Annotated in this window: 20 protein-coding genes; 4 read left to right on the top strand and 16 right to left on the bottom strand. The window is 44.0% G+C overall.

Annotated elements, in window-relative coordinates; all coding sequences use genetic code 11:
* Positions 1–418 (top strand): hypothetical protein (locus tag H539_RS33290; RefSeq protein ID WP_342664023.1); only part of this gene is annotated, 418 nt, incomplete at its 5' end.
* Positions 419–471: 53 nt separating this feature from the next.
* On the opposite strand, the gene H539_RS0119435 is transcribed toward H539_RS33290, so the two are convergent.
* Together H539_RS0119435 and H539_RS0119430 are read right to left on the bottom strand one after the other, a co-directional pair.
* Complete coding sequence (locus H539_RS0119435; protein WP_026694906.1) at positions 472–1,428, bottom strand: thymidylate synthase; 957 nt, start codon at positions 1,426–1,428, stop codon at positions 472–474.
* A gap of 48 nt (positions 1,429–1,476) precedes the next feature.
* Positions 1,477–2,199 (bottom strand): anthrax toxin lethal factor-related metalloendopeptidase, encoded by a 723-nt coding sequence (locus tag H539_RS0119430; RefSeq protein WP_026694905.1) that lies wholly within the window; start codon positions 2,197–2,199, stop codon positions 1,477–1,479.
* 171 nt (positions 2,200–2,370) lie between these two features.
* On the opposite strand from H539_RS0119430, the gene H539_RS0119425 reads away from it, so the two are divergent.
* Positions 2,371–2,619 carry a hypothetical protein gene (locus H539_RS0119425; RefSeq protein ID WP_026694904.1) on the top strand — a complete coding sequence of 83 codons (249 nt, stop codon included), beginning with the start codon at positions 2,371–2,373 and terminating at the stop codon, positions 2,617–2,619.
* A gap of 558 nt (positions 2,620–3,177) precedes the next feature.
* Here H539_RS0119425 and H539_RS0119420 read toward each other — a convergent pair.
* From H539_RS0119420 to H539_RS0119375, 9 genes are all read right to left on the bottom strand, one after another.
* Positions 3,178–3,771, bottom strand: a complete 594-nt coding sequence (locus H539_RS0119420; RefSeq protein WP_026694903.1) for a YpjP family protein — start codon at positions 3,769–3,771, stop codon at positions 3,178–3,180.
* Positions 3,772–4,156: 385 nt separating this feature from the next.
* Positions 4,157–4,933, bottom strand: a complete 777-nt coding sequence (locus H539_RS0119415; RefSeq protein WP_026694902.1) for a class I SAM-dependent methyltransferase — start codon at positions 4,931–4,933, stop codon at positions 4,157–4,159.
* 267 nt (positions 4,934–5,200) lie between these two features.
* A complete protein-coding gene (locus tag H539_RS0119405; RefSeq protein ID WP_026694901.1) occupies positions 5,201–5,638 on the bottom strand; it encodes a BrxA/BrxB family bacilliredoxin in 438 nt (145 codons plus the stop codon).
* Between the two features lie 79 nt (positions 5,639–5,717).
* Positions 5,718–6,848, bottom strand: coding sequence for a conserved virulence factor C family protein (locus H539_RS0119400; protein ID WP_026694900.1), 1,131 nt, complete (start codon positions 6,846–6,848; stop codon positions 5,718–5,720).
* Positions 6,849–6,867: 19 nt separating this feature from the next.
* The gene (locus H539_RS0119395) at positions 6,868–8,757 is read right to left on the bottom strand and encodes an ABC-F family ATP-binding cassette domain-containing protein (protein ID WP_026694899.1); all 1,890 of its coding nucleotides are present in this window, start codon (positions 8,755–8,757) and stop codon (positions 6,868–6,870) included.
* Position 8,758: 1 nt separating this feature from the next.
* On the bottom strand, positions 8,759–9,400 hold the full coding sequence (locus H539_RS0119390) for an HD domain-containing protein (RefSeq protein WP_026694898.1): 642 nt from the start codon (positions 9,398–9,400) through the stop codon (positions 8,759–8,761).
* A 234-nt stretch (positions 9,401–9,634) separates the two neighbouring features.
* Entirely contained in the window at positions 9,635–10,117 is a 483-nt protein-coding gene (locus tag H539_RS0119385; protein WP_026694897.1) for a glutathione peroxidase, read from the bottom strand.
* A 34-nt stretch (positions 10,118–10,151) separates the two neighbouring features.
* Positions 10,152–10,694 carry a hypothetical protein gene (locus H539_RS0119380; protein WP_026694896.1) on the bottom strand — a complete coding sequence of 181 codons (543 nt, stop codon included), beginning with the start codon at positions 10,692–10,694 and terminating at the stop codon, positions 10,152–10,154.
* Positions 10,695–10,764: 70 nt separating this feature from the next.
* Positions 10,765–12,435 carry a formate--tetrahydrofolate ligase gene (locus H539_RS0119375; RefSeq protein ID WP_180321068.1) on the bottom strand — a complete coding sequence of 557 codons (1,671 nt, stop codon included), beginning with the start codon at positions 12,433–12,435 and terminating at the stop codon, positions 10,765–10,767.
* Between the two features lie 203 nt (positions 12,436–12,638).
* Here H539_RS0119375 and metA point away from each other — a divergent pair, with 203 nt between their 5' ends.
* Positions 12,639–13,547, top strand: coding sequence for a homoserine O-acetyltransferase MetA (metA, locus tag H539_RS0119370; RefSeq protein WP_026694894.1), 909 nt, complete (start codon positions 12,639–12,641; stop codon positions 13,545–13,547).
* 269 nt (positions 13,548–13,816) lie between these two features.
* Here the strand turns inward: metA and mntR are convergent, their stop codons facing one another.
* The 5 genes from mntR to H539_RS0119345 all read right to left on the bottom strand — a co-directional run bounded on the left by mntR (position 13,817) and on the right by H539_RS0119345 (position 20,006).
* Positions 13,817–14,242: a transcriptional regulator MntR gene (mntR, locus tag H539_RS0119365; protein ID WP_026694893.1), complete on the bottom strand. Its 426-nt coding sequence runs from the start codon at positions 14,240–14,242 to the stop codon at positions 13,817–13,819.
* Positions 14,243–14,437: 195 nt separating this feature from the next.
* Positions 14,438–16,588: a type IA DNA topoisomerase gene (locus H539_RS0119360; protein WP_026694892.1), complete on the bottom strand. Its 2,151-nt coding sequence runs from the start codon at positions 16,586–16,588 to the stop codon at positions 14,438–14,440.
* A 173-nt stretch (positions 16,589–16,761) separates the two neighbouring features.
* Positions 16,762–17,631, bottom strand: a complete 870-nt coding sequence (locus tag H539_RS0119355) for a carbohydrate ABC transporter permease (RefSeq protein ID WP_026694891.1) — start codon at positions 17,629–17,631, stop codon at positions 16,762–16,764.
* Positions 17,628–18,545 carry a carbohydrate ABC transporter permease gene (locus H539_RS0119350; RefSeq protein WP_026694890.1) on the bottom strand — a complete coding sequence of 306 codons (918 nt, stop codon included), beginning with the start codon at positions 18,543–18,545 and terminating at the stop codon, positions 17,628–17,630. The genes H539_RS0119355 and H539_RS0119350 overlap by 4 nt, the downstream gene beginning before the upstream one ends.
* Positions 18,546–18,713: 168 nt before the next feature.
* Positions 18,714–20,006 (bottom strand): ABC transporter substrate-binding protein, encoded by a 1,293-nt coding sequence (locus H539_RS0119345; RefSeq protein ID WP_026694889.1) that lies wholly within the window; start codon positions 20,004–20,006, stop codon positions 18,714–18,716.
* Positions 20,007–20,198: 192 nt separating this feature from the next.
* Between H539_RS0119345 and H539_RS0119340 the strand changes: the two genes are divergently transcribed.
* Positions 20,199–21,032 carry an MBL fold metallo-hydrolase gene (locus tag H539_RS0119340; protein WP_026694888.1) on the top strand — a complete coding sequence of 278 codons (834 nt, stop codon included), beginning with the start codon at positions 20,199–20,201 and terminating at the stop codon, positions 21,030–21,032.
* The last annotated feature ends 274 nt before the right edge of the window (positions 21,033–21,306 follow it).

The following is a 21,306-nucleotide window of genomic DNA, read 5'->3' as shown; positions in this document are numbered from 1 at the left end:
GCTTGGGGGCTCAACCTGTCCGAAGGCACACCAGGTTCCGACTGCTTTCCCTGCTCAGGGGCTCAACCTGTCCGAAGGTGCACCAGGTTCGGACTGCTTCACCCGCTTAAGCCACAAACCTGTTTGGGGCTGCTTCCAACCATACTCTAAATCAGAAACAAAAAAAATATTTAAAGAGGAGAGATGTTCCATGGAATTTTCACTAAAGGCCCTCGACGGTGCCTTTCCTGTAGAAGTAACTCTGGATCAGGATAATGGAAGATATATGATCCGAAAAAGTGATACGAGCGGGGAGGTTTTTAATTCTGCTGAAGAGATGATTCACTGGATTCAATCCAATTTTTCAGAGGAGTTGTTTTGCAGTCCAAAGGATTTCCGCAGAATGATTGAAGGTCTGGCTGCGTATACAAAGGAATAAAAGGTTCTAACAAAACCCCTCAGGGCTTCATCAGCCCTGAGGGGTTTCTATGCTTACACTGCCACAGCACCTTTTATTGGAGGGTGAGACTGGTAATTCTCGACCCGGATATCTTCCATTTCAAATTCAAATATAGACTTCTTTTTTTCATTCAGCCAGAGAGTTGGCAGCTCCATCGGCGTCCTGCCCAGCTGAAGGCTGATCTGTTCGATATGGTTGGAATAAATATGCGCATCCCCAAGTGTATGGATGAATTCCCCTGCCTTTAAACCACACTCATGTGCGATGAGATGTGTCAAAAGAGCATAGCTCGCAATATTAAAAGGAATGCCCAGGAATACATCGCCGCTTCTCTGATACAGCTGGCAGGAAAGCTTTCCTTCTGACACATAAAACTGAAACATCGTATGACAAGGAGGAAGAGCCATTTCCGGCAGATCTTCTGGATTCCAGCCTGATACAATATGCCTTCTGGAATAAGGATTGCGCTTTATATCCTCTATTACCTGCTTTATCTGATCGATTGTATCTCCTTTTGATGTCTTCCAGGCACGCCATTGCTTGCCATATACATTTCCGAGCTCACCATATTTTAAAGCAAAGACATCATCTGAAAGAATCCGCTGCTTAAAAATCTCCATTTGCTCTGCATACTGCTTATTAAAGGTTTCATCTTCCTGAGAACGAAGTCCAAAATCTCTCATATCGGGACCTGAATAATCCGGGCTTTCGATCCAGTTTTTAAATGCCCATTCATTCCAGATATTATTATTATGCTTCAAGAGGTATTGAATGTTCGTATCCCCTCTTAAGAACCACAAAAGTTCACTGGCGATCAGCCTGAAAGGCACCCTCTTCGTTGTCAGGAGAGGAAAACCCTCATCCAGATCAAACCTCATTTGATAGCCAAAAATGGACATAGTGCCTGTCCCTGTTCTGTCTTCCTTTTTTATGCCATGTTCTACGATATGCCTGCATAAATCTAAATACGTCTGTTCACTTGCATTCATAGTTTGCTCCTTGGAAAAACCGCCGGCATCTCCAGCGTTGTTTTTGTTTTATTTTATCAAATTCCTGATAGATTGATAGGTTTCAGGCGCTGATTTTTTTAGGTTATCCTGGGTTTCTTTGCTGTAAGTATACATAGCAAAGGTCTCTGCAAAATATTCCTCAGGATATCTTTCCAGATAATCGCTTCCCGGGAACAGCTTCCCCCTCTCCCTTTTCCATATTTTCTTAAAGGAAGATGAATGGGAATAATCTGAAAAAACCACCGTATCAATCGAATGACCCAATTCATGCAACTCAAGATTAACGGAACCGTGATCCATTCCCTGACGGCTGTAGCCGATCTTTACCAGTACCGTATCAGTGCCGCCTAATCCTGGGACATCATCCCAGGTGGTCTCTTTGTTTTTATATCCGCGAGGGGATTTTCCTTTTAGACTCTCAGCCGTAATATTTTCAGTCAGCCTTCCCGTAAACAGCTTTATTTTCACATGCCTGGCAATAAGCTTCTTCAGCAGTTCCGGGGGAAGTGCATCGATTCTCCGCACGATTTGTCCAGCTTCCTCAGCATTAAAGTTTCCGTATGGAAATAACATGATATTCTGAAGGAGGTCTTTTGAAGCAAGATGATGTTTTATGATTTGTTCCTGTTCCCATGGGAGCTGGCCCCAGTTTCTTCCTGTCTCTTTGGCCTCAGCGGATCCATAAAAAAAAGACCCGATAAGCACCAGCAGGGCAATGGAAGATATCAGTGCCTGCCATCTGCTGTTCAAATGGTTTCCTCCCTCTGTGCTTTTTTTCATTATAATTATAACAGGATGTTAATTAAAAAGGTTCCAGTCTCCCTGTGGGAATAAATGGACTTCATCTCTTTTTCTTTAAACTTGTAGCACCCGAACTTATCATGTCATATAAATGATTACTGAATGTTTAAAGGTGATGTTATGAGAATATATAATAAACAAGAATTGCTTCGTCGCCATCCCGACTTGATTTCCGATGTATTTGATGTATGGGGGGCACCCATCTTTATTTATCTTGATGTCTTTATGTTTTCTATTTTGTTATGTCTGATGCTGTTTGCTTCCGGCACCCCATATTCCATTACGGTAGGGATCCCTGTTGCATTCTTCCTTCTTTTTATCTGTGTCTATAAAGTTGTTTTTTCCGGGAATGAGAAGCCGCCTGCATGACGGAGGCCAAAAAGAAAAGAGGATAAGAGAACTAAAGACTGCAGGCCAGCACTGGTAAGATCTGGTTTACTGCAGTCTTTTTAATTTGTGTACATTATGAGGCCGCTGAGTTTATTTCTGGGAGGCACATTTCCCCTTGCATACCATCATGAGCAACTGCAGCACAGCATATTACCTGAAAAGCTTAAGATCCGGAATTTAGAATAAATGAGCCGATTTTTGCTCTTAATGATCCGAGAAAAAAGTTTAAAGATCTAAAGTGAATTTCGAAGGGGATGACCTTCCTAGAAATGGTCCAGCTTTATGGTTAATGATCCGGTAATCGTCAAAGTTGTCTAAATAGAGTTCAAACGATCCTGCCATAACGATTATGATCCCATCTGTCCGTCCCTACATGAGCCACGAATCACCGTTACGGACCCTGCCGCCAATACGTATGCCATCTATCGCCCATACATCCGGACAACCATAAAATAAACACAAAAAGGGGTCCGGAATAATTCCGGATCCCCTTTAATGCTGGAAAGGCGGTTTACCCCTATTGCCAAGCGTCAGTGTCTAATGAATGGTGCCTGTCCCCCAGGAAGGCGGAGTATTTTTATCCCAATAGATTTTTCCGAGATCGTGATGTCTGGCAAAGTGGTCTGTATTGGAATGATAATGAAAATTGAACCAAAATCCTTCATGAGGCGGATGCTCTCTTCTCACATGGAATTTTATCAGTGTCTGCCCCGACTTGCCGTCCTTGATATTAAACATTCTCTCCCCGCTGCCGCCCGAAGGATTTTCGGTAACTGAAAGATTTTTTAATTGTTCAGGAGCTAAATCCATGGATACCTGTTCAATGGCTTCTTCCATTTTTGGAAGGATGATCGCTTTAAATTCATTTTCAATTTTCGGTTTGATCTTGTCGCCAAATTTCACATAACTGATGTTTTCTGCCTGTACATAGAGGGAATGCAGCATCTGTTCTCTTGTCTGGACCAGTGCTTCCGTTTCTTGATGCTGGCTTTTTCCAAGCAGGTCATTATCCTGACTGGTGTTGGCTTTGACTTCCTCAAGCCAGTGAATTTCCGAAGGAGTGATGGCACCAAACGTCAGCACAGATATTAAGATAACGAGAGTTTTTCTGATCCATCGTTTCAACTGCATACTACTAACCGCCTTTTTATTGGTATAATTATAGTCACCCACATGGAATGCGCTTCCATTCTGTGTGGCAATCAATTAAAATGAAAAGAATACTAGTGAATGTTTTTTCATGTAAGGTGCTTTCTTGTTATCTATCATTATATACTAAATGAGAAGGAAAAAGGTTTCAAATTATGATGAAATGGTTAAAAATGAAAATATGACTGTTTACATTATAAAAAATACATAAAAGCCACTTTTTTACAGGAGGATACAATATGCACGCTGCCATTGCTGCTCTCAGCATCCTGATGCTTGCCTATTTCTGCTTCTTAGAAATTACTGACTAGATTAAAGAAAAGGGCATCAATAGGGGATACATTCCCCTTCATCGATGCCCTTCTTCCTAATCCAGCCTAATGACCCCAAAATGGAACTTCGAAGTTTTTCTTTTATGAACCTCGAAGCCTAGATCCTGGAACCGGCTGCTTTTATAATGATCCTTCAGCACAATTTTTTTTGAAGCGATCCTTTTGGCTTCCTCAATGCTCTCAAGGGTTAATGGCCTAAATAGCGCAAAGCCGGCAAGTCCCCTGATCCCATCGGATTCAGCAATCGTTTCCTCAAACATTGGATCAAAATAAATGACATCGACACTTTGATCCTTAAGTGTCTTAAGATACTCCAGGCTGTTCGAGTTAATGACGCTGATTCGCCTCATGGCTGAATCGAATTCCCCAAATCCGCTTTCCCATAAGGAGAGACCTCTTTTCACCAAGTAAGCCAGAAAAGCATTTTCTTCTATACCTGTAACAGTGCCCTTTTCACCTGTCACATAGCCAGCAACGATCGAATCCGACCCCAGCCCGAGTGTACAGTCAAGAAGGCTCATTCCCGGACCTAATCCAGCAGCCTCAATAAAGGGATCTGTTACACCATTTATCAGACGCTTCAGGCGCAGCATAGCGGCATTGGGATGAAAGAAAAAAGGAACAGAACTTCCGCGGCGGTACAGCTCGAGCCGCTCCCTTCCAACGACCAGGCAGTCATCGTTGAAGGTCATATGCATATCTTTCACAGAGCGTTTTTTTCTTTCCTCGTATGGTGAATCTAAATCCTTCGCAATCTGTATCGCCTCTTGTATGCATGCCTGATTCGTCCTGCCTCCTGTTGTCACAATCATCCTGCCAGCTCCATTTCTTTCATTACTTTTTCATATATTCTAAAAACCAAATCAGCAGAATTTCCGTCCGAGCAGATCTAATTTGTCCCATAACAATCTCAAAAGGCTTTAAAAAAAGAGACTGTCTCCTCAAGGATCCTAACTGCCAAGCTTGTATTTAGAGCCATCAACATCTGGTCTCCTAAATATAATCTGGTGAAAGTTAGTTTCCTCTTTAAGACAGCCTCTCCTTCAGCCAAAGTCATCTATTCCCTGATACGGAAAGGATTATTGACAGTACTTCTCAAACGCCTGGTTTAAATTTTCCATGATTTCTTCCACAGAATGGTCTTCAATATCATGGCGGGGGATGAAGTGCAGAACTTCTTTTCCTTTGACCAATGCCATGGAAGGAGAGGAAGGCTCAATGCCTGTAAAATAACTCCTCATAGCAGCGGTAGCTTCTTTATCCTGGCCTGCAAACACAGTAGCAAGCTTTGCGGGCTTGTGGTCAGACTGCTGGACAGCCTCCACTGCGGAAGGGCGGGCAAGTCCGGCAGCACAGCCGCAGACGGAATTTACTACAATCAGGGCTGTATCCTGATTTTCATTCATGAATTCTTCTACTGCTTCAGGTGTAAGCAGCTCCTCGAAGCCCTGGGTGCTCAGCTCCTCACGCATAGGTTTTACCATTTGTCTCATGTATTCTTCATATGCCATAGACATAAAAAATCCCTCCAAAAAAGATAATATCCTAAGGATACTATATTCTTTGAAGGGATATCAATGTATGTGAATCAGGATTTTAAGACTGGTTGATTCTGGACTCTGTCATCTGCTTCCAGACAGAGCCTTTCGCTTCCTCCCCATTTTCAATCCTGTCGATCGCCATCTTGATCTGGAGATCCACCTCAAATTCCGGATCATGTTCAGCTTCCTTCAAAGCAGGCAGGACAGACTCGTCTCCTGTTTCGTACAAGAACATGGCTGCTCTCCATCTGACGAGCTTGTTTTTATCCTTCAGCGCTCCAGCCATCTCTTCCATAGCTTCTGGGAACCCTAGATCGGACAGACAGTCTCCAGCGGTTCTTCTTACTGTTACAGCTTTATCCTTTAGAGCCTCATACAGTGCGGGGAGAACTTCCCTGCTCTCGATCATTCCCAAATACACCACAGCGAGCCTGCGGATCGACACTTTTTCATCCTGAAGGGCCTTTTTCAGCAGCGGGATATCTTCAGTTTGAGGGTCATCCATTTGCTCAAGGGCCCTGTACCTGTTTTCCCACTCTGGATCGTTCAGAATTTCGAGTGTTAGCTTTGTCTTTGGACGCCGGTTTTGAATTTCCTTTTTCTTTTCAGGATTCTTCGCAATTTCCACAAGGTCATTAAGCCGGTTCTCCGGATAGGCAGAGACCAGTTCATCTACGACTTCACGGCCAATTTCTTCAAGTTCTCCGTAACGGGTCCCGAAGTCCTTCCATTTCCTCATCAATACCACATTGTCTGATGGGTCCTGGGACGCTGCCAATGCCCTTCCAAACTGCTCAGGAAGGCCAAATCTCCGCTCACTTGCCGCATCTCTCAATTTCACCTGCATGGGTATATCCTTAAACATCTGAACCTGTACAGCAACTTCCCCATAAGCTCCATCGGATGCTGAGCCCGCTGACATTTCGCTGCCCCCGCCAAAAACGGCCCTTACCTTTTGAAGAATGTCTCTCCAGTCATACTTGGCATTCCTCTCGAGGGCAAGGAAATCTGCCACATGATAGACTCCCTTCACTCCATCTACCTTCAGGATTTTCTGGATGAGCTCTGGTGCATCTTCCGCATTCTGGGTTTTATAGTTATTGCTTTTTCCAAAAGGAAGCTCCTCGTCAAGGTTGATTTTCATCGTATTTGGACTTGGAGTTGGTTCTATGGACTTTATTTTCACTCTGGTTCCTCCTTCTTGATCAATCTTCCGCAAGCTTCTCAGAAAGTTCTTCCCATCTGGCGAACATCGCTTCAAGCTGTTCATTCAATGACTGTTCTTCCTTTAGAAGTTCATTTGCTTTTTCAAAATTACTGCCCGTGGATTCCATTTCTTTCTGAACCCTGGCAATGCTTTCTTCCAAGTCACTGATGTTATCTTCAATTCCGTCCCATTCTTTTTGCTCCGAATAGGTAAGCTTCTTTTTCTTGGGTTTATTATGCTCATTCTTTGGCTTACTAACGAGCTCTTCTTTCGCGGGAACCTGCTCTTGTTCAGGCTTCGTCTCCAAATACTCGCTGTAGGAGCCATAAAATTTCTCCACCCGTGCATTGCCTTGGAAAACAAAGAGCTGTTCCGTGACTTTGTCCAGGAAATACCGATCATGGGATACCGTAATAACAACACCGTTAAAGCTATCCAGAAAGTCTTCAAGAACAGTCAGGGTCTGGGTATCCAGATCATTGGTCGGCTCATCCATCAGAAGGAGATTGGGGGAAGACATTAAAATTTTCAGGAGATACAGCCTTCTCTTTTCCCCGCCAGACAGCTTCTTGATCAGTGTGCCATGCGAATTCATTGGAAACAGGAATTTTTCCAGCATGGATGCTGCAGTAATGGTGCTTCCGTCTTTCAGCGTGATCATCTCAGCCGTTTCACGAAGATAGGCGATCATCCTCATATTTTCATCCATTTCTTCATTCTCCTGCTGATAATAGCCGATTTTCACGGTCTGCCCGACATCCACAGTTCCTGAATCAGGCGTCATGGTTCCATTGATGATGTTAAGGAGAGTCGATTTGCCGGTTCCATTCTTTCCTACAATACCGATTCTATCACCAGGCTTGAATAAAAATGAAAAACCCTTTAGAATCTCCTGCCCGCCAAAGGACATATGGATATCTGACAGCTCTATGACCTTTCTTCCCAGCCGGCTTCCCGCCATGTCTATGGAAATGCCCTCATTCTTTGTGCGGCCCTTCATACTCTCTTCCAAATCCTCGAACCGCTGGATCCTCGCCTTTTGTTTCGTGGATCTAGCCTTTGCCCCTCTTCTGATCCAGGCCAGTTCCCTCCTGAACAGGTTTTCCTTCTTTTGGGCCTCCGCACTTTGATTTTCCTCCCGGACAGCCTTTCCTTCAAGGAACGAAGAATAATTCCCCAGATATTCGTATAAGTTTCCGCCTGCAAGTTCCCAGATTTTCGTTGAAACTCCATCAAGGAAGTAACGATCATGGGTCACGAATAAGACGGCCCCCTGATATTTGGACAGGTAATTCTCGAGCCATCTTATGCTTTCATAATCCAGATGGTTGGTAGGCTCATCCAATATCAAAAGGTCCGGGTTTTCGATCAGGGTGCGGGCAAGGGCTGCCCTTTTACGCTGGCCGCCGGAAAGCTCGCCCATTTTCCTTGAAAAGTCCGTAAGACCAAGCTTGCTTAAGATTGTTTTAGCATCTGCACTCACATCCCAGGCATTCAAAGCATCCATTTTTTGCTGAAGCTGCATGAGTTTGTCCTGAACACGGGCATCAGCAGGATAAAGCTGGAGATTCTCCAATGCCTTTTCATATTCACGGACCACATTGAACGTCTCAGACTGAGAGCTGAACATATAGTCAAGGATGGCTGCACCATCCTCATAAGCAGGATCCTGCTCAAGCATAGATATCACATAATCATTGGGATGGTCACTGATCCCGCTGTCAGCATCCTCGACAAAGCCGATAATATTCAACAGTGTTGACTTGCCTGTCCCATTTACACCGATCACCCCGATTTTATCTCCCTGCGTGATCGAAAAGTTTATATTTGAAAAGAGAAGTTTCTCTCCCTGATGTTTTGATAAGCCGCTGTATGAATAAACTTTCATTTTAAACATTCCATTCTTTGTAAAATACCTGGAGAAAATTCTCCATGAATTGATGTCTTTCCTCTGCTAGCCTTCTGGCTGCGTCTGTGTGGAGCAGATCCTTTAATTTTAAGAGCTTCTCATAAAAATGATGAATCGTGGAGGAATTGCCGCTGCGGTATTCCTGGAGGGTCATGGATTCTCTGACGGGCAGGTCAGTGTTATATAAAGGATGGCCTTTTTTCCCTCCATAAGCAAAGGTCCTCGCGATGCCAATTGCACCTATTGCATCCAGCCTGTCCGCATCCTGCACAATCTTAGATTCAAACGACAATTGAGCGGTATTGTTTCCGCCCTTAAATGGAACGGCACGGATTACCTCTTCAAGCCGGAGAACCGTTTCTTTATCGATTCCCTGCTGATTCAGCCAGTCCCTCAGTTTACGATATCCCGCTTCCTCGCTGTCGTTCAGCTTCTCATCCGGTATATCATGCAGAAGGGCCGCTGCTTCAATTAAACCAAGGCTCTCAGCCTTCTCCTCTGCAGCAATTCTCAGGGCAAGATTCCTGACCCTGTTGATATGATGCCAATCATGGCCGGTAGGATCATTCTGCAATTGTTCTTTTACAAATCCTTCACATGCCAGAAGAAACGTTTTATTCATATGATTCTCCTTTTATCTTTGTTTACTAGTTTAACACGAAAATGGGGATACCTTAAATAAAGCGGTGCTTAAGAGGCGGATAAAGAAGGCGGCAGCGTAGCGCACTATAAAAAGAAGCATGGCTTGCAAGGACTTTTATGTAGAAAAAAACAGGTTGATTCATCGCTCCATTTAAGGAGGGAGCGATGAATCAACCTGCTTGAAATCTTACTTTTGTGGTAACAGCCTTATGATTTACGAGTTCAGCAGACTCTTTATATCTTCTTCTATTTCACCCGGTTTCGTCTGGGGGGCATAGCGTTTTACCACTTCCCCATTTCTGTCGATCAGAAATTTGGTAAAGTTCCATTTAACTGCCTTTGACCCGAGGACTCCCGGGGCATTTTCGGTCAAATATTTGAATAAGGGATGAGCCGCCGATCCTTTTACATCGATCTTAGAAAACATCGGAAAGTTTACGCCATAATTCAGACGGCAGAAGGATTGGATTTCGAGATCATCTCCCGGTTCCTGGCTTAAAAACTGGTTGCAGGGAAAGCCAAGGACTGTGAAACCTTCGTCCTTATATGTTTTGTACAATGACTCCAAATCCTCATATTGCGGTGTAAAACCGCATTTACTCGCCGTATTGACGATAAGGAGAACTTGATTTTTATATTCCTCCAGCTTGATATCTTCCCCAGTAATACTTTTTGCTTCGAATGAATATACAGACATTTTACCTTCGCCCTCTCCTATTGATTTTAACTCCTTATTTATAAAGCCCCCTAATGACATCAATAGAGTATATCAAATGTTCAATCAGGCCATTAAAATCTGATATCTGCGCTTCTGTTACGAGTCTGCCAAATATGACTCTTGCTTCAATCTGACGGTCTTCGGCAGACGGATCTTTATAAAGCCTGCTTTCTTTTATTTCTACTTCTCTGTTTTCTCCCCAAAGGTTTCTGAGTGTATGAAATAAAGAGGTAATATAACTTTCTTCCGCTTTGTCTATATTAAAACGGTAGGAAGCCTCCAGCTGGCATCCGGCGCGCCCGCTTCCTTCACCTTCATTTAGGAGTTCAGCTGCAAGATTTCCCAGATTCGCTGCAAGATAAATCCTGCATATGACATCTCCGGGATCCTCAATGAGGCTCTTCTTTTTCAATTCAATTGAGAAGGTTCGGGTTAAAACCGCCAGATCAACGAGATCCGACCGGTCAGTGACAAGAATGCCGCCTTCCAGGTCTTTATCATAGACAATGCCTTCAAGTACGACCTTCATATTTTCAAAAGCTGTAGGATCAAACATACAACCACCCATTCTCTCCCATCATCTGGTGTTATAATCCCCGCCTGATGTCTCAAGCGGGGATTTCTTTTTAAAACAGGCCGGAAGCCCTCCCATTTTCATCTATATCCATGTTGAGTGCAGCGGGATGCTTTGGAAGACCCGGCATTGTCATAATGTCACCCGTCAGGGCGACAATGAACCCTGCCCCGATGGATGGTTTCAGATCCCTGATGGTAATCGTAAAGTTTTCCGGCCTGCCAAGCGCTGCAGGATTGTCGCTTAGAGAATATTGTGTCTTAGCCATACAGACAGGAAGACAATCCCATCCATGTTCAGCAAAAAGCTGCAGCTTCTTTCTCGCCTGCGGAGTAAATTCAGCACCCTCTGCCCCATATACCTTCCTTGCTATTATGGTTATTTTCTCTTCAAGACTGTGGGCTAAATCATACAGCGGAGAAAAATGGCTCTCACTTTTTTCTATCTGCTCCTCGATCGCCTCAGCAAGGGAGACACCACCTATTCCGCCTTTTTCCCACACTTCCGAAAGAGCAAACGGAATTTGTTCCTGCTCCATGATTTCCTTGAACACTTCAAGCTCCAGGTCTGTATCTGTTACAAACCGGTTAAGCGCCACAACAAACGGCAGGCCGAAGGAGCGGATGGTTTCGGTATGCTTCTTTAAATTTTGCATGCCATCTTTCAATGCGCCGATATCCTCAGCCTGCAGGTTATCTTTATCAACACCGCCATGCATCTTCAACGCCCTTACAGTTGCAACAATGACCACGGCATCCGGGCTTAGGCCCGAAGCCCGCGCTTTAATATTCAAGAACTTTTCAGCACCTAAATCGGCACCAAATCCCGCCTCCGTCACCACATAATCCGCCAGCTTTAAAGCTGTGCGGGTTGCTATGGCACTGTTGCAGCCATGTGCGATGTTCGCGAAAGGACCGCCGTGGACCAATGCAGGTGTATGGGCAATGGTCTGCACTAAATTGGGCTTAAGGGCATCCTTCAGCAGCAATGAAAGTGCCCCCTCTACACCCAGATCCCTTACAGTGACAGGAACTTCATCATACGTCCACGCTACCACCATTTCGGACAGCCTCTTCTTCATATCCTCCAGATCCTGAGATAAACATACGACGGCCATGATTTCTGATGCAACCGTAATATCGAAGCCATCCTCACGCGGCACCCCCTGCGCAGGGCCTCCCAAGCCTACCACCACGTTCCTGAGCGCACGGTCATTGATATCCACAACCCTCTTCCAGATAATCCTGCGGGGGTCAATCCTTAATGCATTCCCTTGGTGAAGATGGTTATCAATGATGGCTGCCAGAGTATTATTTGCAGCTGTAATGGCATGAATATCACCATTAAAATGGAGATTGATATCTGTCATGGGAAGTACCTGGGAGTATCCTCCCCCGGCAGCTCCCCCTTTAATGCCCATCACAGGACCCAAAGAAGGTTCCCGCATAGCAATCATGGCCTTTTTCCCTAGAGAAGCAAACGCATCCCCTAATCCGACCGTCACGGTTGTTTTTCCTTCTCCCGCTTTAGTGGGATTAATGGCCGTTACGAGAATCAGCCTGCCATCTGGTGCATCCTTCAGTCTCTTTAAGACATTCAGCGAAAGCTTTGCTTTGTGCCGTCCGTACTGTTCCAGCTCCTCTTCTTCAATATTCAATCCTGCTGCAATATCCTGTATCGGCTTTATGTATGCTTCTGAAGCAATCTCAATATCACTTTTCATTTTTTTTATTTCTATTTCCAATGTACAAATCCTCCTGTCAGCATTAATCAGGCGTTTTCCGAAAAAACGGGATCATGCACTCCCCATATTTTATGGAATTCCAGGAACCTGATTCTTTATTCTAACATTTCAAGAAGAAAATATATTGCATGATGAACTAAATTGTTTTTATAATGGAAATATTCTTTTTTTAGGAGGACGACATGCCGATTAAAATACCGCAGCAACTGCCCGCTAAAGAAATATTAGAAAACGAAAATATATTCGTTATGGACACAAACAGAGCCGATCAACAGGATATCAGGCCTCTTAATATACTGATATTAAATTTGATGCCTGAAAAAGAAAAAGCCGAAGCACAGCTTCTGAGACTCCTGGGAAATACCCCTATTCAAGTTAACGTCTCTTTTCTGACCATGGCTTCCCATCAAGCTAAAAACACAAGCAGGTACCATCTTGAACAATTTTACACCACCTTCCAGGATATCAAGGACAAGAAATTTGATGGACTCATTATAACAGGCGCTCCTGTGGAGCTGCTTCCCTTTAACGAGGTGGATTACTGGGAAGAGCTGCAGCAAATTATGGACTGGTCCACTTCCAATGTGACTTCCTCCCTGCATATCTGCTGGGCAGCACAGGCAGCCCTTTATCATCATTATTCGATCGGGAAGGTCCCGCTTCCTGAGAAATGCTTTGGCATCTTTGCCCATACTGTGCTGCATAAAACAGAGAAGCTTGTAAGAGGCTTTGACGACTTGTTCCTTGCCCCTCATTCAAGGCACACAGATATAGAGACCCAAAAGCTTATGAACCATCCGGACCTGCTTGTCCTGGCACAATCGGAGGACGCCGGAGTCTTTATGGCAGCATCCAAGGATGGAAGAAGGATTTTCGTCACGGGCCACCCGGAATATGATGCTGATACACTCTGTCAGGAATATACACGTGATCTAAAAAAAGGAATCCCGGTGTCTCTGCCTGTTAACTATTTCCCGAAAGATGACCCAGCCAATCCACCTGTACACAGCTGGAGAAGCCATGCCAGCCTGATGTTCTCTAACTGGTTGAATTATTATGTATATCAAGAGACGCCATTTAAGTGGAATTAAGAGAAAAAGCTGTTTCATAAGGGACCGGTCCCTTATGAAACAGCCTCTTTTTATTCGTCCCTTTTCAGCATAAAAACCCACATAAAAGTAAGCGCTCGCTTCAGCTCCTTTGACAAAGCGGCCAATAAAAAACAAAGGCTCTGTTCTAAAAGATTGTTGTTTTTAAAGAGTTCTGAGAGAGATCTCATTGTTAAATCAACTACCTTGTTCCAAAGCAGCAAAGTTTGCGAAAACAGCCAATACAAAAGAAAAAGCCGCATATAAGCAGCTCAAGAGTTCTCTTCATTTCTATTCTGAATTTCTTTTAAATCATCAATAATTTTGGGGTCCTCTTCAAAGAGCTGGATGAGATCACCTATGCGGTCAATCGAATCCCAGCTTAAATGATGTTCAATTCCTTCAACATCCCCATAAATATTTTCTTCCTTTACACCAATCATCCGGAGAAGCTGCTCTAAAAGTTCATGGCGGTAAACTAATCGTTTGCCCACTTTCTTACCTTTAGCGGTCAAAATAAGGCCCCGGTATTTTTCGTATATTAAATATTCCTCCGTATCAAGCTTCTGCACCATTTTGGTGACTGAAGAAGGATGGACCGCTAGCATTTCGGCTATATCGGACACCCGGGCGTAGCCTTTATCTTCGATGAGCTTGTAAATTGATTCTATGTAATCTTCCATGCTCGGTGTTGGCATTCATAGTCCTCCAAATCACACATTCAATAAAATTTTACTATACCAAAAGAGGAGGTACAAGAAAAGAATTTTAGCTTTTTTTGGTAAAAAGGCCGGAAGAGGGATTGCGGCGGCCCGCTTCCAGCAGGGTATACTCCTGTTTCGAACCATCACATGGATAGCAGCGAGATTTATGATATGAACCTTCGTTATGGATTATTCTTCAAATTCCATCTTCCAGGAAAAATACGGATTATCGGGATTTTTCTCATAACTTAAAATCGCATTAAACTTTTTTCCTTTTTTGCTTGTCAGTCCTTTTACCGATGCCCTTCCATTTTTCAAAAGAGATTTCACCATTGTTTTGGTAGGTTTCTTTTTCATGGCCGCAAGATATTTGTCATTTTTCCAAATGACGAATTTACAGCCGCTTTTCCAGTTTGAACAGCCAAACCCTTTCTGGCCTTCAATAATGGCATGTCCGCAGACCGGGCATTTCCCCAGGACTTCCATTTCCGTCTTTTTATTTTCAACCGTGCTGATAATTTTGCTTTCTTCCTGTTTGATTTTCTGCACGGTTGTATACGTAAATTCTTTTATGAACTGCAAAAATTCCTGCTTTGTATACGACTTTTTTTCAATATCATGCAGCTTTTTTTCCAGTCTGCCTGTAAAGTCCAGATCAAAAAGTTCATCTACAGGAAGCGTTTCGACCACCCGGCGTCCCAAATCCGTACAAATCAAATTTTTATGTTTGTATTCAATATAGCCCACATCAATCAGCTTTTTAATGGTTTCGGCACGGGTTGCCGCTGTACCGATACTGTATCCGCTAAGCACAGATTTGACACTGTCTTCATCCTTATCCTGCTTTTTCCCGCAGGTTTCCATGATTCTGAGGAGAGTACGCTCAGTGTGCGGTTTAGGAGGAGTTGTTGAGTGTTCAGTAATCTCATGATGAACCAGCTCTACGGGTTCCCGCAGCTGCACCTGCGGCAGGATGACTTCTTTCATTTCTCTCTGTTCAAGCTTTTTCCATCCTTCTACCAGCTGGACTCTTCCTTTTGAAAGAAAGACTCCCGGCCAATCGCTTGAGCGGATACCTGTCGTTATTTTTGTTTCCTCATATTCAGCCACTGGCATGAATTGCATAAGGAACCGGTTTTTTATGGCTGTATAGACAATCAGTTCATTTTCAGAAAGCTTTTTGGGCATCAGATAGGTTGGTATGATCGCACTATGGCTTTCCACCTTGGTGTTATCAAAAATTCGTTTGGAAGCGGTGAATGTTATTTCTTGTTCAAATGGAGATCCCTTTTTGACTGCTTCAAGTACACGTGCGGTCCTGCTTTTCAGGCTCTCCTCCAAGGCGATGCTTGAGGTCCTTGGATACGTAATATGCTTCTTTTCATACAAGGACTGGGCGGTTTTAAGCACCTTGTCCGAGGTCCAGCCTTTATATTTGCTGGTAATATATCCTTGAAGGCCGGACAAATTAAATAAATAGGGAGGGAATTCTCTCTTTTTTTCTACTTTTTTATCAAGGATTATGGCGTTCTTTTCGTTCTTCAGCCTTTCATCCAATTCAAGCAGCTGGTCCTTTGATTTGAATTTTTCTTCTCCGTCCTGATGATAGATGCCCTCGTATTTCTCTTTGGTTCCTGTCTCAAAAGTACCGGAAAGCTTATAATACGTTTCTGGAACAAACTTATCAATCTCCTTGTCCCGATCATAAATGATTTTAAGAGTGGGCATCAGGACTCTTCCCACATTCATGGCTTTGCCTCGTCCTGATTGGTATTTCAGGGTGGCTACCGAGGTCAGGTTGATTCCGATGATCCAGTCTGCCCACTGCCTGCTGATACCAGCATCCTTCAGCGGCGCCATTTCCGAGTTTGGTCTTAGGCTGGACAGCCCTTTTAGGACCTCTTCCGGTGTCCACTCATTTAATAACAGGCGGTAGACCTTTTTTGGAGTCCTCAGCTGATCGATGATGGTATCTCCAATAATCTGTCCTTCCCTGTCATAGTCACAGGCGGAAATAAGACCATCGACATCCTGCCTTTTGATCAGGCTGGTGATGGTTTTTAACTGTTTAGCCGCTCCCTGGTCTTTATACTGCCTATTAGAGCTGCTTTTCACTTTATATTTGAATTGGCCCGGGATGAATGGGAAATTTTCCATTTTCCACTTGGCCATTTTCTCATCATAATCCTTTGCATCAAAAAGCTGAAGAAGATGACCAAAAGCCCAGGTAATAATATAGTCCTGTCCTTCAAAGTATCCGTCTTTTTTATTCTTAATTTTCAGCGCATCCGCAATATTTTTAGCTACAGACGGCTTTTCGGCAATAATCACCTTAACCATTCCAGCACTCCTTGCTCTTACTCGTTTACTCTACTATTTTATCAAAGTTTGAAGGATTTCGTAAGCGGTGAGGGGGAGAGTCCCTGTCTATGAATCCATTAATCTAAAACAAAAGGGACTTGGAATGACAGCTTCCAAGTCCCTTTTCACCCGATATTCACATTTTTATTCCGTCATCCTTTTGTTCCAGATGAGAGGTTTGATCCTTCAATAAAGAAACGCTGGAAGATAAAGAATATCAGTACAGTCGGAAGAAGGATCATGACTGACATGGCCATGAGATAGTTCCACTGAGTCTGTACGGATCCCTTGAAGGTTTGAAGACCGAGCTGGATCGTATACATGCTTTCATCATTCAGATATAAGAGCGGGCCAAGCAGGTCATTCCAGGAGCCATTAAAAGAAAAGATGGCTACCGTGATAAGTGCGGGCTTTGTCAATGGAAGCATGATATGCCACCAAATGCGCAGATGGCTTGCCCCATCCATGACCGCTGCTTCGATGAACTCATTCGGAATGGTCATCATGAACTGCCTTAGTAAAAAGATGAAGAATGCACTTCCAAGAAAGGATGGAACAATCAGCGGCAGATACGTATTCACCCAGCCAAGCTTAGAAAACAGCATATACTGGGGAACCATCGTCACAAAGCCTGGCAATAGCATGGTGGCAAGAACGATGACAAACCAGATATTCCGCCCTTTAAATTTCAGCTTCGCAAAGCCATAGGCAACGAGTGAATTGATCAGCACACTTCCAATGGTTGTGACAACCGCAAGGAACACGGAATTCAGTGCCCATCTTGTAAATGGTCCTGTTGACCAGGCCTTTATATAATTGGAAAAGTGGAATTTTTCCGGAATGAATGTAGGCGGAAACTGGGCAATTTCCTCCGGTGATTTCAATGAGGTGGAAATCATCCACCAAAGCGGTGTTAATAACGCTGCACTTCCTGCTAATAAAATCAATAAAATAAAACCGTTTTTGACATTCCGCTTGAATTTCATTGTTTGGTACAGCTTGGGGGCACCAGTCATCTTCATTTGTTGTCACCGCCTTCGTAATGTACCCATCGCTTGCCGAACTTCAAATTGATCAGAGTCAGGATCATGATGATGATAAAGAGAATCCAGGCCATCGCAGACGCATACCCCATATCAAAGACTTCAAAGGCGTTATTCCACATATGGAGATTATAGAAGAGCAAGGAATGCGCCGGCCCTCCGTCGCCATCCTTTGACATGACATAGGCTTCCTGGAAAACCTGGAAGGCTCCAATGGTGCTCGTAATTATATCAAAGAAAATGATGGGTGTGATCATTGGCAGAGTGATATGGAAAAATTTCTGGAACATGTTTGCTCCGTCCAGATCCGCCGCTTCATATAAAGACTCCGGAACCCCTTGAAGGCTTGCTAAGTAGAGGAGCATACCTCCGCCCACACTCCACAATTTCATGATGATTAGAGCCGGCTTTGTCCAGCTTGGATCAAACAGCCATGCCGGACCATCGACACCAAACCAGCTGAGGACGAGATTGACCAATCCGGTTCCAGGGCTTAAGAGCTGCATCCAAAGAAAGTAAACCGCTACGCCGGACAGGACAGCAGGCAGATAGTAGATTGTCCTGAAAATCTTCATTCCTTTGATTTTTGTATTTAGAAGAACCGCTACAAAGATAGCCCCTGCTGTTGTTAAAGGCACTGAGAATACGACGAAATAGATGGTATTCCATAAGGACGTCCAAAATAAATCGTCAGCCGTGAACATTCTTTTATAATTATCCAAACCGGTGAAATGCATCTTGGATGTTATGTTGTAATCACTAAAACTTACGATGAGGGAAAAAACAAGCGGGCCTGCGGTCAAGAAGAAAAATCCAATCAGCCACGGTGATATAAAACCATACCCTATTAAATTCTCTTTAAAAGTTTTAGATTTTGCTTTTTTTGTTTTCATGTGAGTTTTGCTAACCGCTTGATTGTTCATAGCGGCTGAATTACCAGAGACATTTGTCCCCCGATCGTTTATGCCATGCAGCAACCTTTCCCTGGCACTTTGCTGTTGCATACTATTCCCCCCTAGACTTTTAAAAAGAAGGAAGCTGTTAAGCTTCCCCTCGTAAGATTATTTTTTTATCTTTTTAACATCTTCTTCTGCTTTCTTCAAAGCTTCCGGCGATTTTTTCTTACCCAGCATGACAGCATCAATCTGTGGATCGATTCTGCTCTTATAGTCCGGATAGTTCAGCGGCACAGGTGCAAGCTGTGTATCCTTCAGGTTCTCGTTCGATGTTTGATAAACATCTTTTGCCATTCCGCTCATTTCAGCAGCGGCACTTTCAGCAGCCTGCTTATTGGCGACATTGTCATAGTTCTTGACTGCCCAGTATTTCTGAGCTTTAACATCTGTTAGATACTTGATAAAATCTGCGGCTTCTTTAGGGTGCTTCGATCCCTTTGGTACCTCAAGCACAAAGCCCCCGCCATCGCTCCAGTGCCTTGTATGATCTGTATAAGAAGGGATAGGCGCTACACCAAAGTCAAGATTTTTTCCAGAATCCCTGATTTGGGTATAGAATGTGCCTGTATCAACATACATGGCAACCTTTTCCGCGACAAACGGATTGGTTTGTCCGTTTGCAAAATCAGCATCCCAGCTTTCGATGGTTTTCTTGCCGTATCTCTTTTTCCAATCAGCAAGCCATGTTAAAGCATCCTCTTTTGCCGGTGTATCGATCGCAAGCTTGTCTCCTTCAATAAAACCTTTTCCGTTATCAGCATTTCTCATCCAGCCTGGGGCTCCATAGCCTCCCCAGAGAGGATAGAAACCAATTCTTTCATATGTGCTTCCTTTTTTAACATCCAGTTTTTTGGCATATTCTTCAAGTTCAGCCCAAGTTTGAGGTGGTTTGTTAGGGTCCAGTCCTGCTTCCTTAAATGCTTTTTTGTTGTAGTAAAGCAAGCGGGTATCTGTATTAAATGGGGCTCCATATGCTTTTCCTTTATAAAGGACGGTATCCCATAATTGAGGGTAAAATCTATTTTTGAAGTTATCATCAAAGTATTTCGAAAGATCTGTACTCTGGTTATTCTTCGCTCGGTGCGAAACATCATTAATATCTGTGACAACCACATCAGCTGGATTTCCTGCTGCTACAGCTGCAAGGTTTTTTGTCCAGATATCACCCCAAGGAACGAAGGTGTGCTTCACAACTACTTTATCCTGGGATTTATTATAATCATCCACCATTTTTTCAATGATTGGCCTGCGTGTTTCAGAACCCCAGAAAGTCCAGAATTTCAGTGTTACTTTTTTGCTGTCTCCTCCTGCTCCAGAGGCCTTATCTCCTGAACAGCCTGCCAGCAGCATGCTGAACAGCATTAGTACTGATAAAAAAATCGACAATTTCCTTTTCATCTTCGCCATAATCCCCCATCAAATAGTATCTTTTTCTACACGCACGTGTTACTACTTGTTAATTACCCGTGAAAATTGACGATAAACCTCGTATTTTAAGGAAAAGGATTAATTTTTATATCTCGCATACTATTCCCATATGCAGGGAAAATGAAATAATGAGAAGATTAATATCTATTAAGGAGGAACAAAATGACGGATCATGCTTTTGATCGATTTATCCCGATGACCACGATATCAAGCGGTGCCGTTCAGGAGGTACTGCCGGATTTATTACTATATACCGACCAGGTGGTAAATTTATTTTTTATCCGGAAGGATGGCGGCGGCTGGATCCTGGTGGATGCTGGCATGCCGCGCACAGGAGATAAAATTTTGGAAGAAGCGGAAAGACTTTTCGGGAGCGCACCGCCGGAGGCCATTCTCTTGACCCATGGACATTTTGATCATATCGGCGGGATGGACAAGCTTATGGAAAAATGGGATGTCCCGATTTATGCACACACATTGGAGCTTCCATTCTTGACCGGCAAAAAGGATTATCCAGAGCCTGACCCAACAGTGGAAGGCGGAATGGTCGCAAAAATGTCAGGAATGTTCCCAAATGAAGGAGTGGATCTTTCACCGAGGATTTCCTCCCTTCCAGAGGATGGCAGCGTCCCCGGACTCCATGATTGGAAATGGCTTCATACCCCCGGGCACAGTCCCGGCCATATTTCCCTTTTCCGCGAAAGGGACAGGACCTTGATTGCAGGAGATGCCTTTGTTACCGTCAGGCAGGATAAACTCTTTAAGGTGCTGACACAGGAAAAGGAAATCAGCGGCCCGCCAAGATACCTTACCACCGATTGGAAAGCCGCAGAACAATCTGTATCAAAGCTTGCCGGCCTTAAACCCGAGACAGCAGTAACGGGGCATGGCCTGCCTGTTTCTGGTCCCGAGCTGCAAAACGGCCTTCAGCAGCTGGCGGAGAACTTCCAAAGCCTCGCAGTCCCAGACCATGGAAAATACGTGGACGGAGATTGAAAGCTGTAGTTTCCTGTTTAACCGCTTGAAGGGAAAGCAGCCTAATGAGAATGGGAGCGGAGTTTATCCTAAAGGGCTCTTTTTTTAGTTCATTGTAGAAACAAATAAAAAGACATATGCCTATTCATACGTCCATTCTTGAGACAATTAATTAAAAAGTTCCCGGAAAAGGGAACTTCTTTTATTGGCATGACGATACTTCCGCTGGTGCCTGCAGCAGGGCAGCTCCCGGCCCTCCCCGCGGAGCGCGAAGCACCTGGCTGGAACGAAAATC

It is taken from the genome of Peribacillus kribbensis DSM 17871, from assembly GCF_000430765.1.
Classification (GTDB): Bacteria; Bacillota; Bacilli; order Bacillales; family DSM-1321; genus Paraperibacillus; species Paraperibacillus kribbensis.
This window is presented reverse-complemented; position numbering and strand designations above follow the sequence as displayed.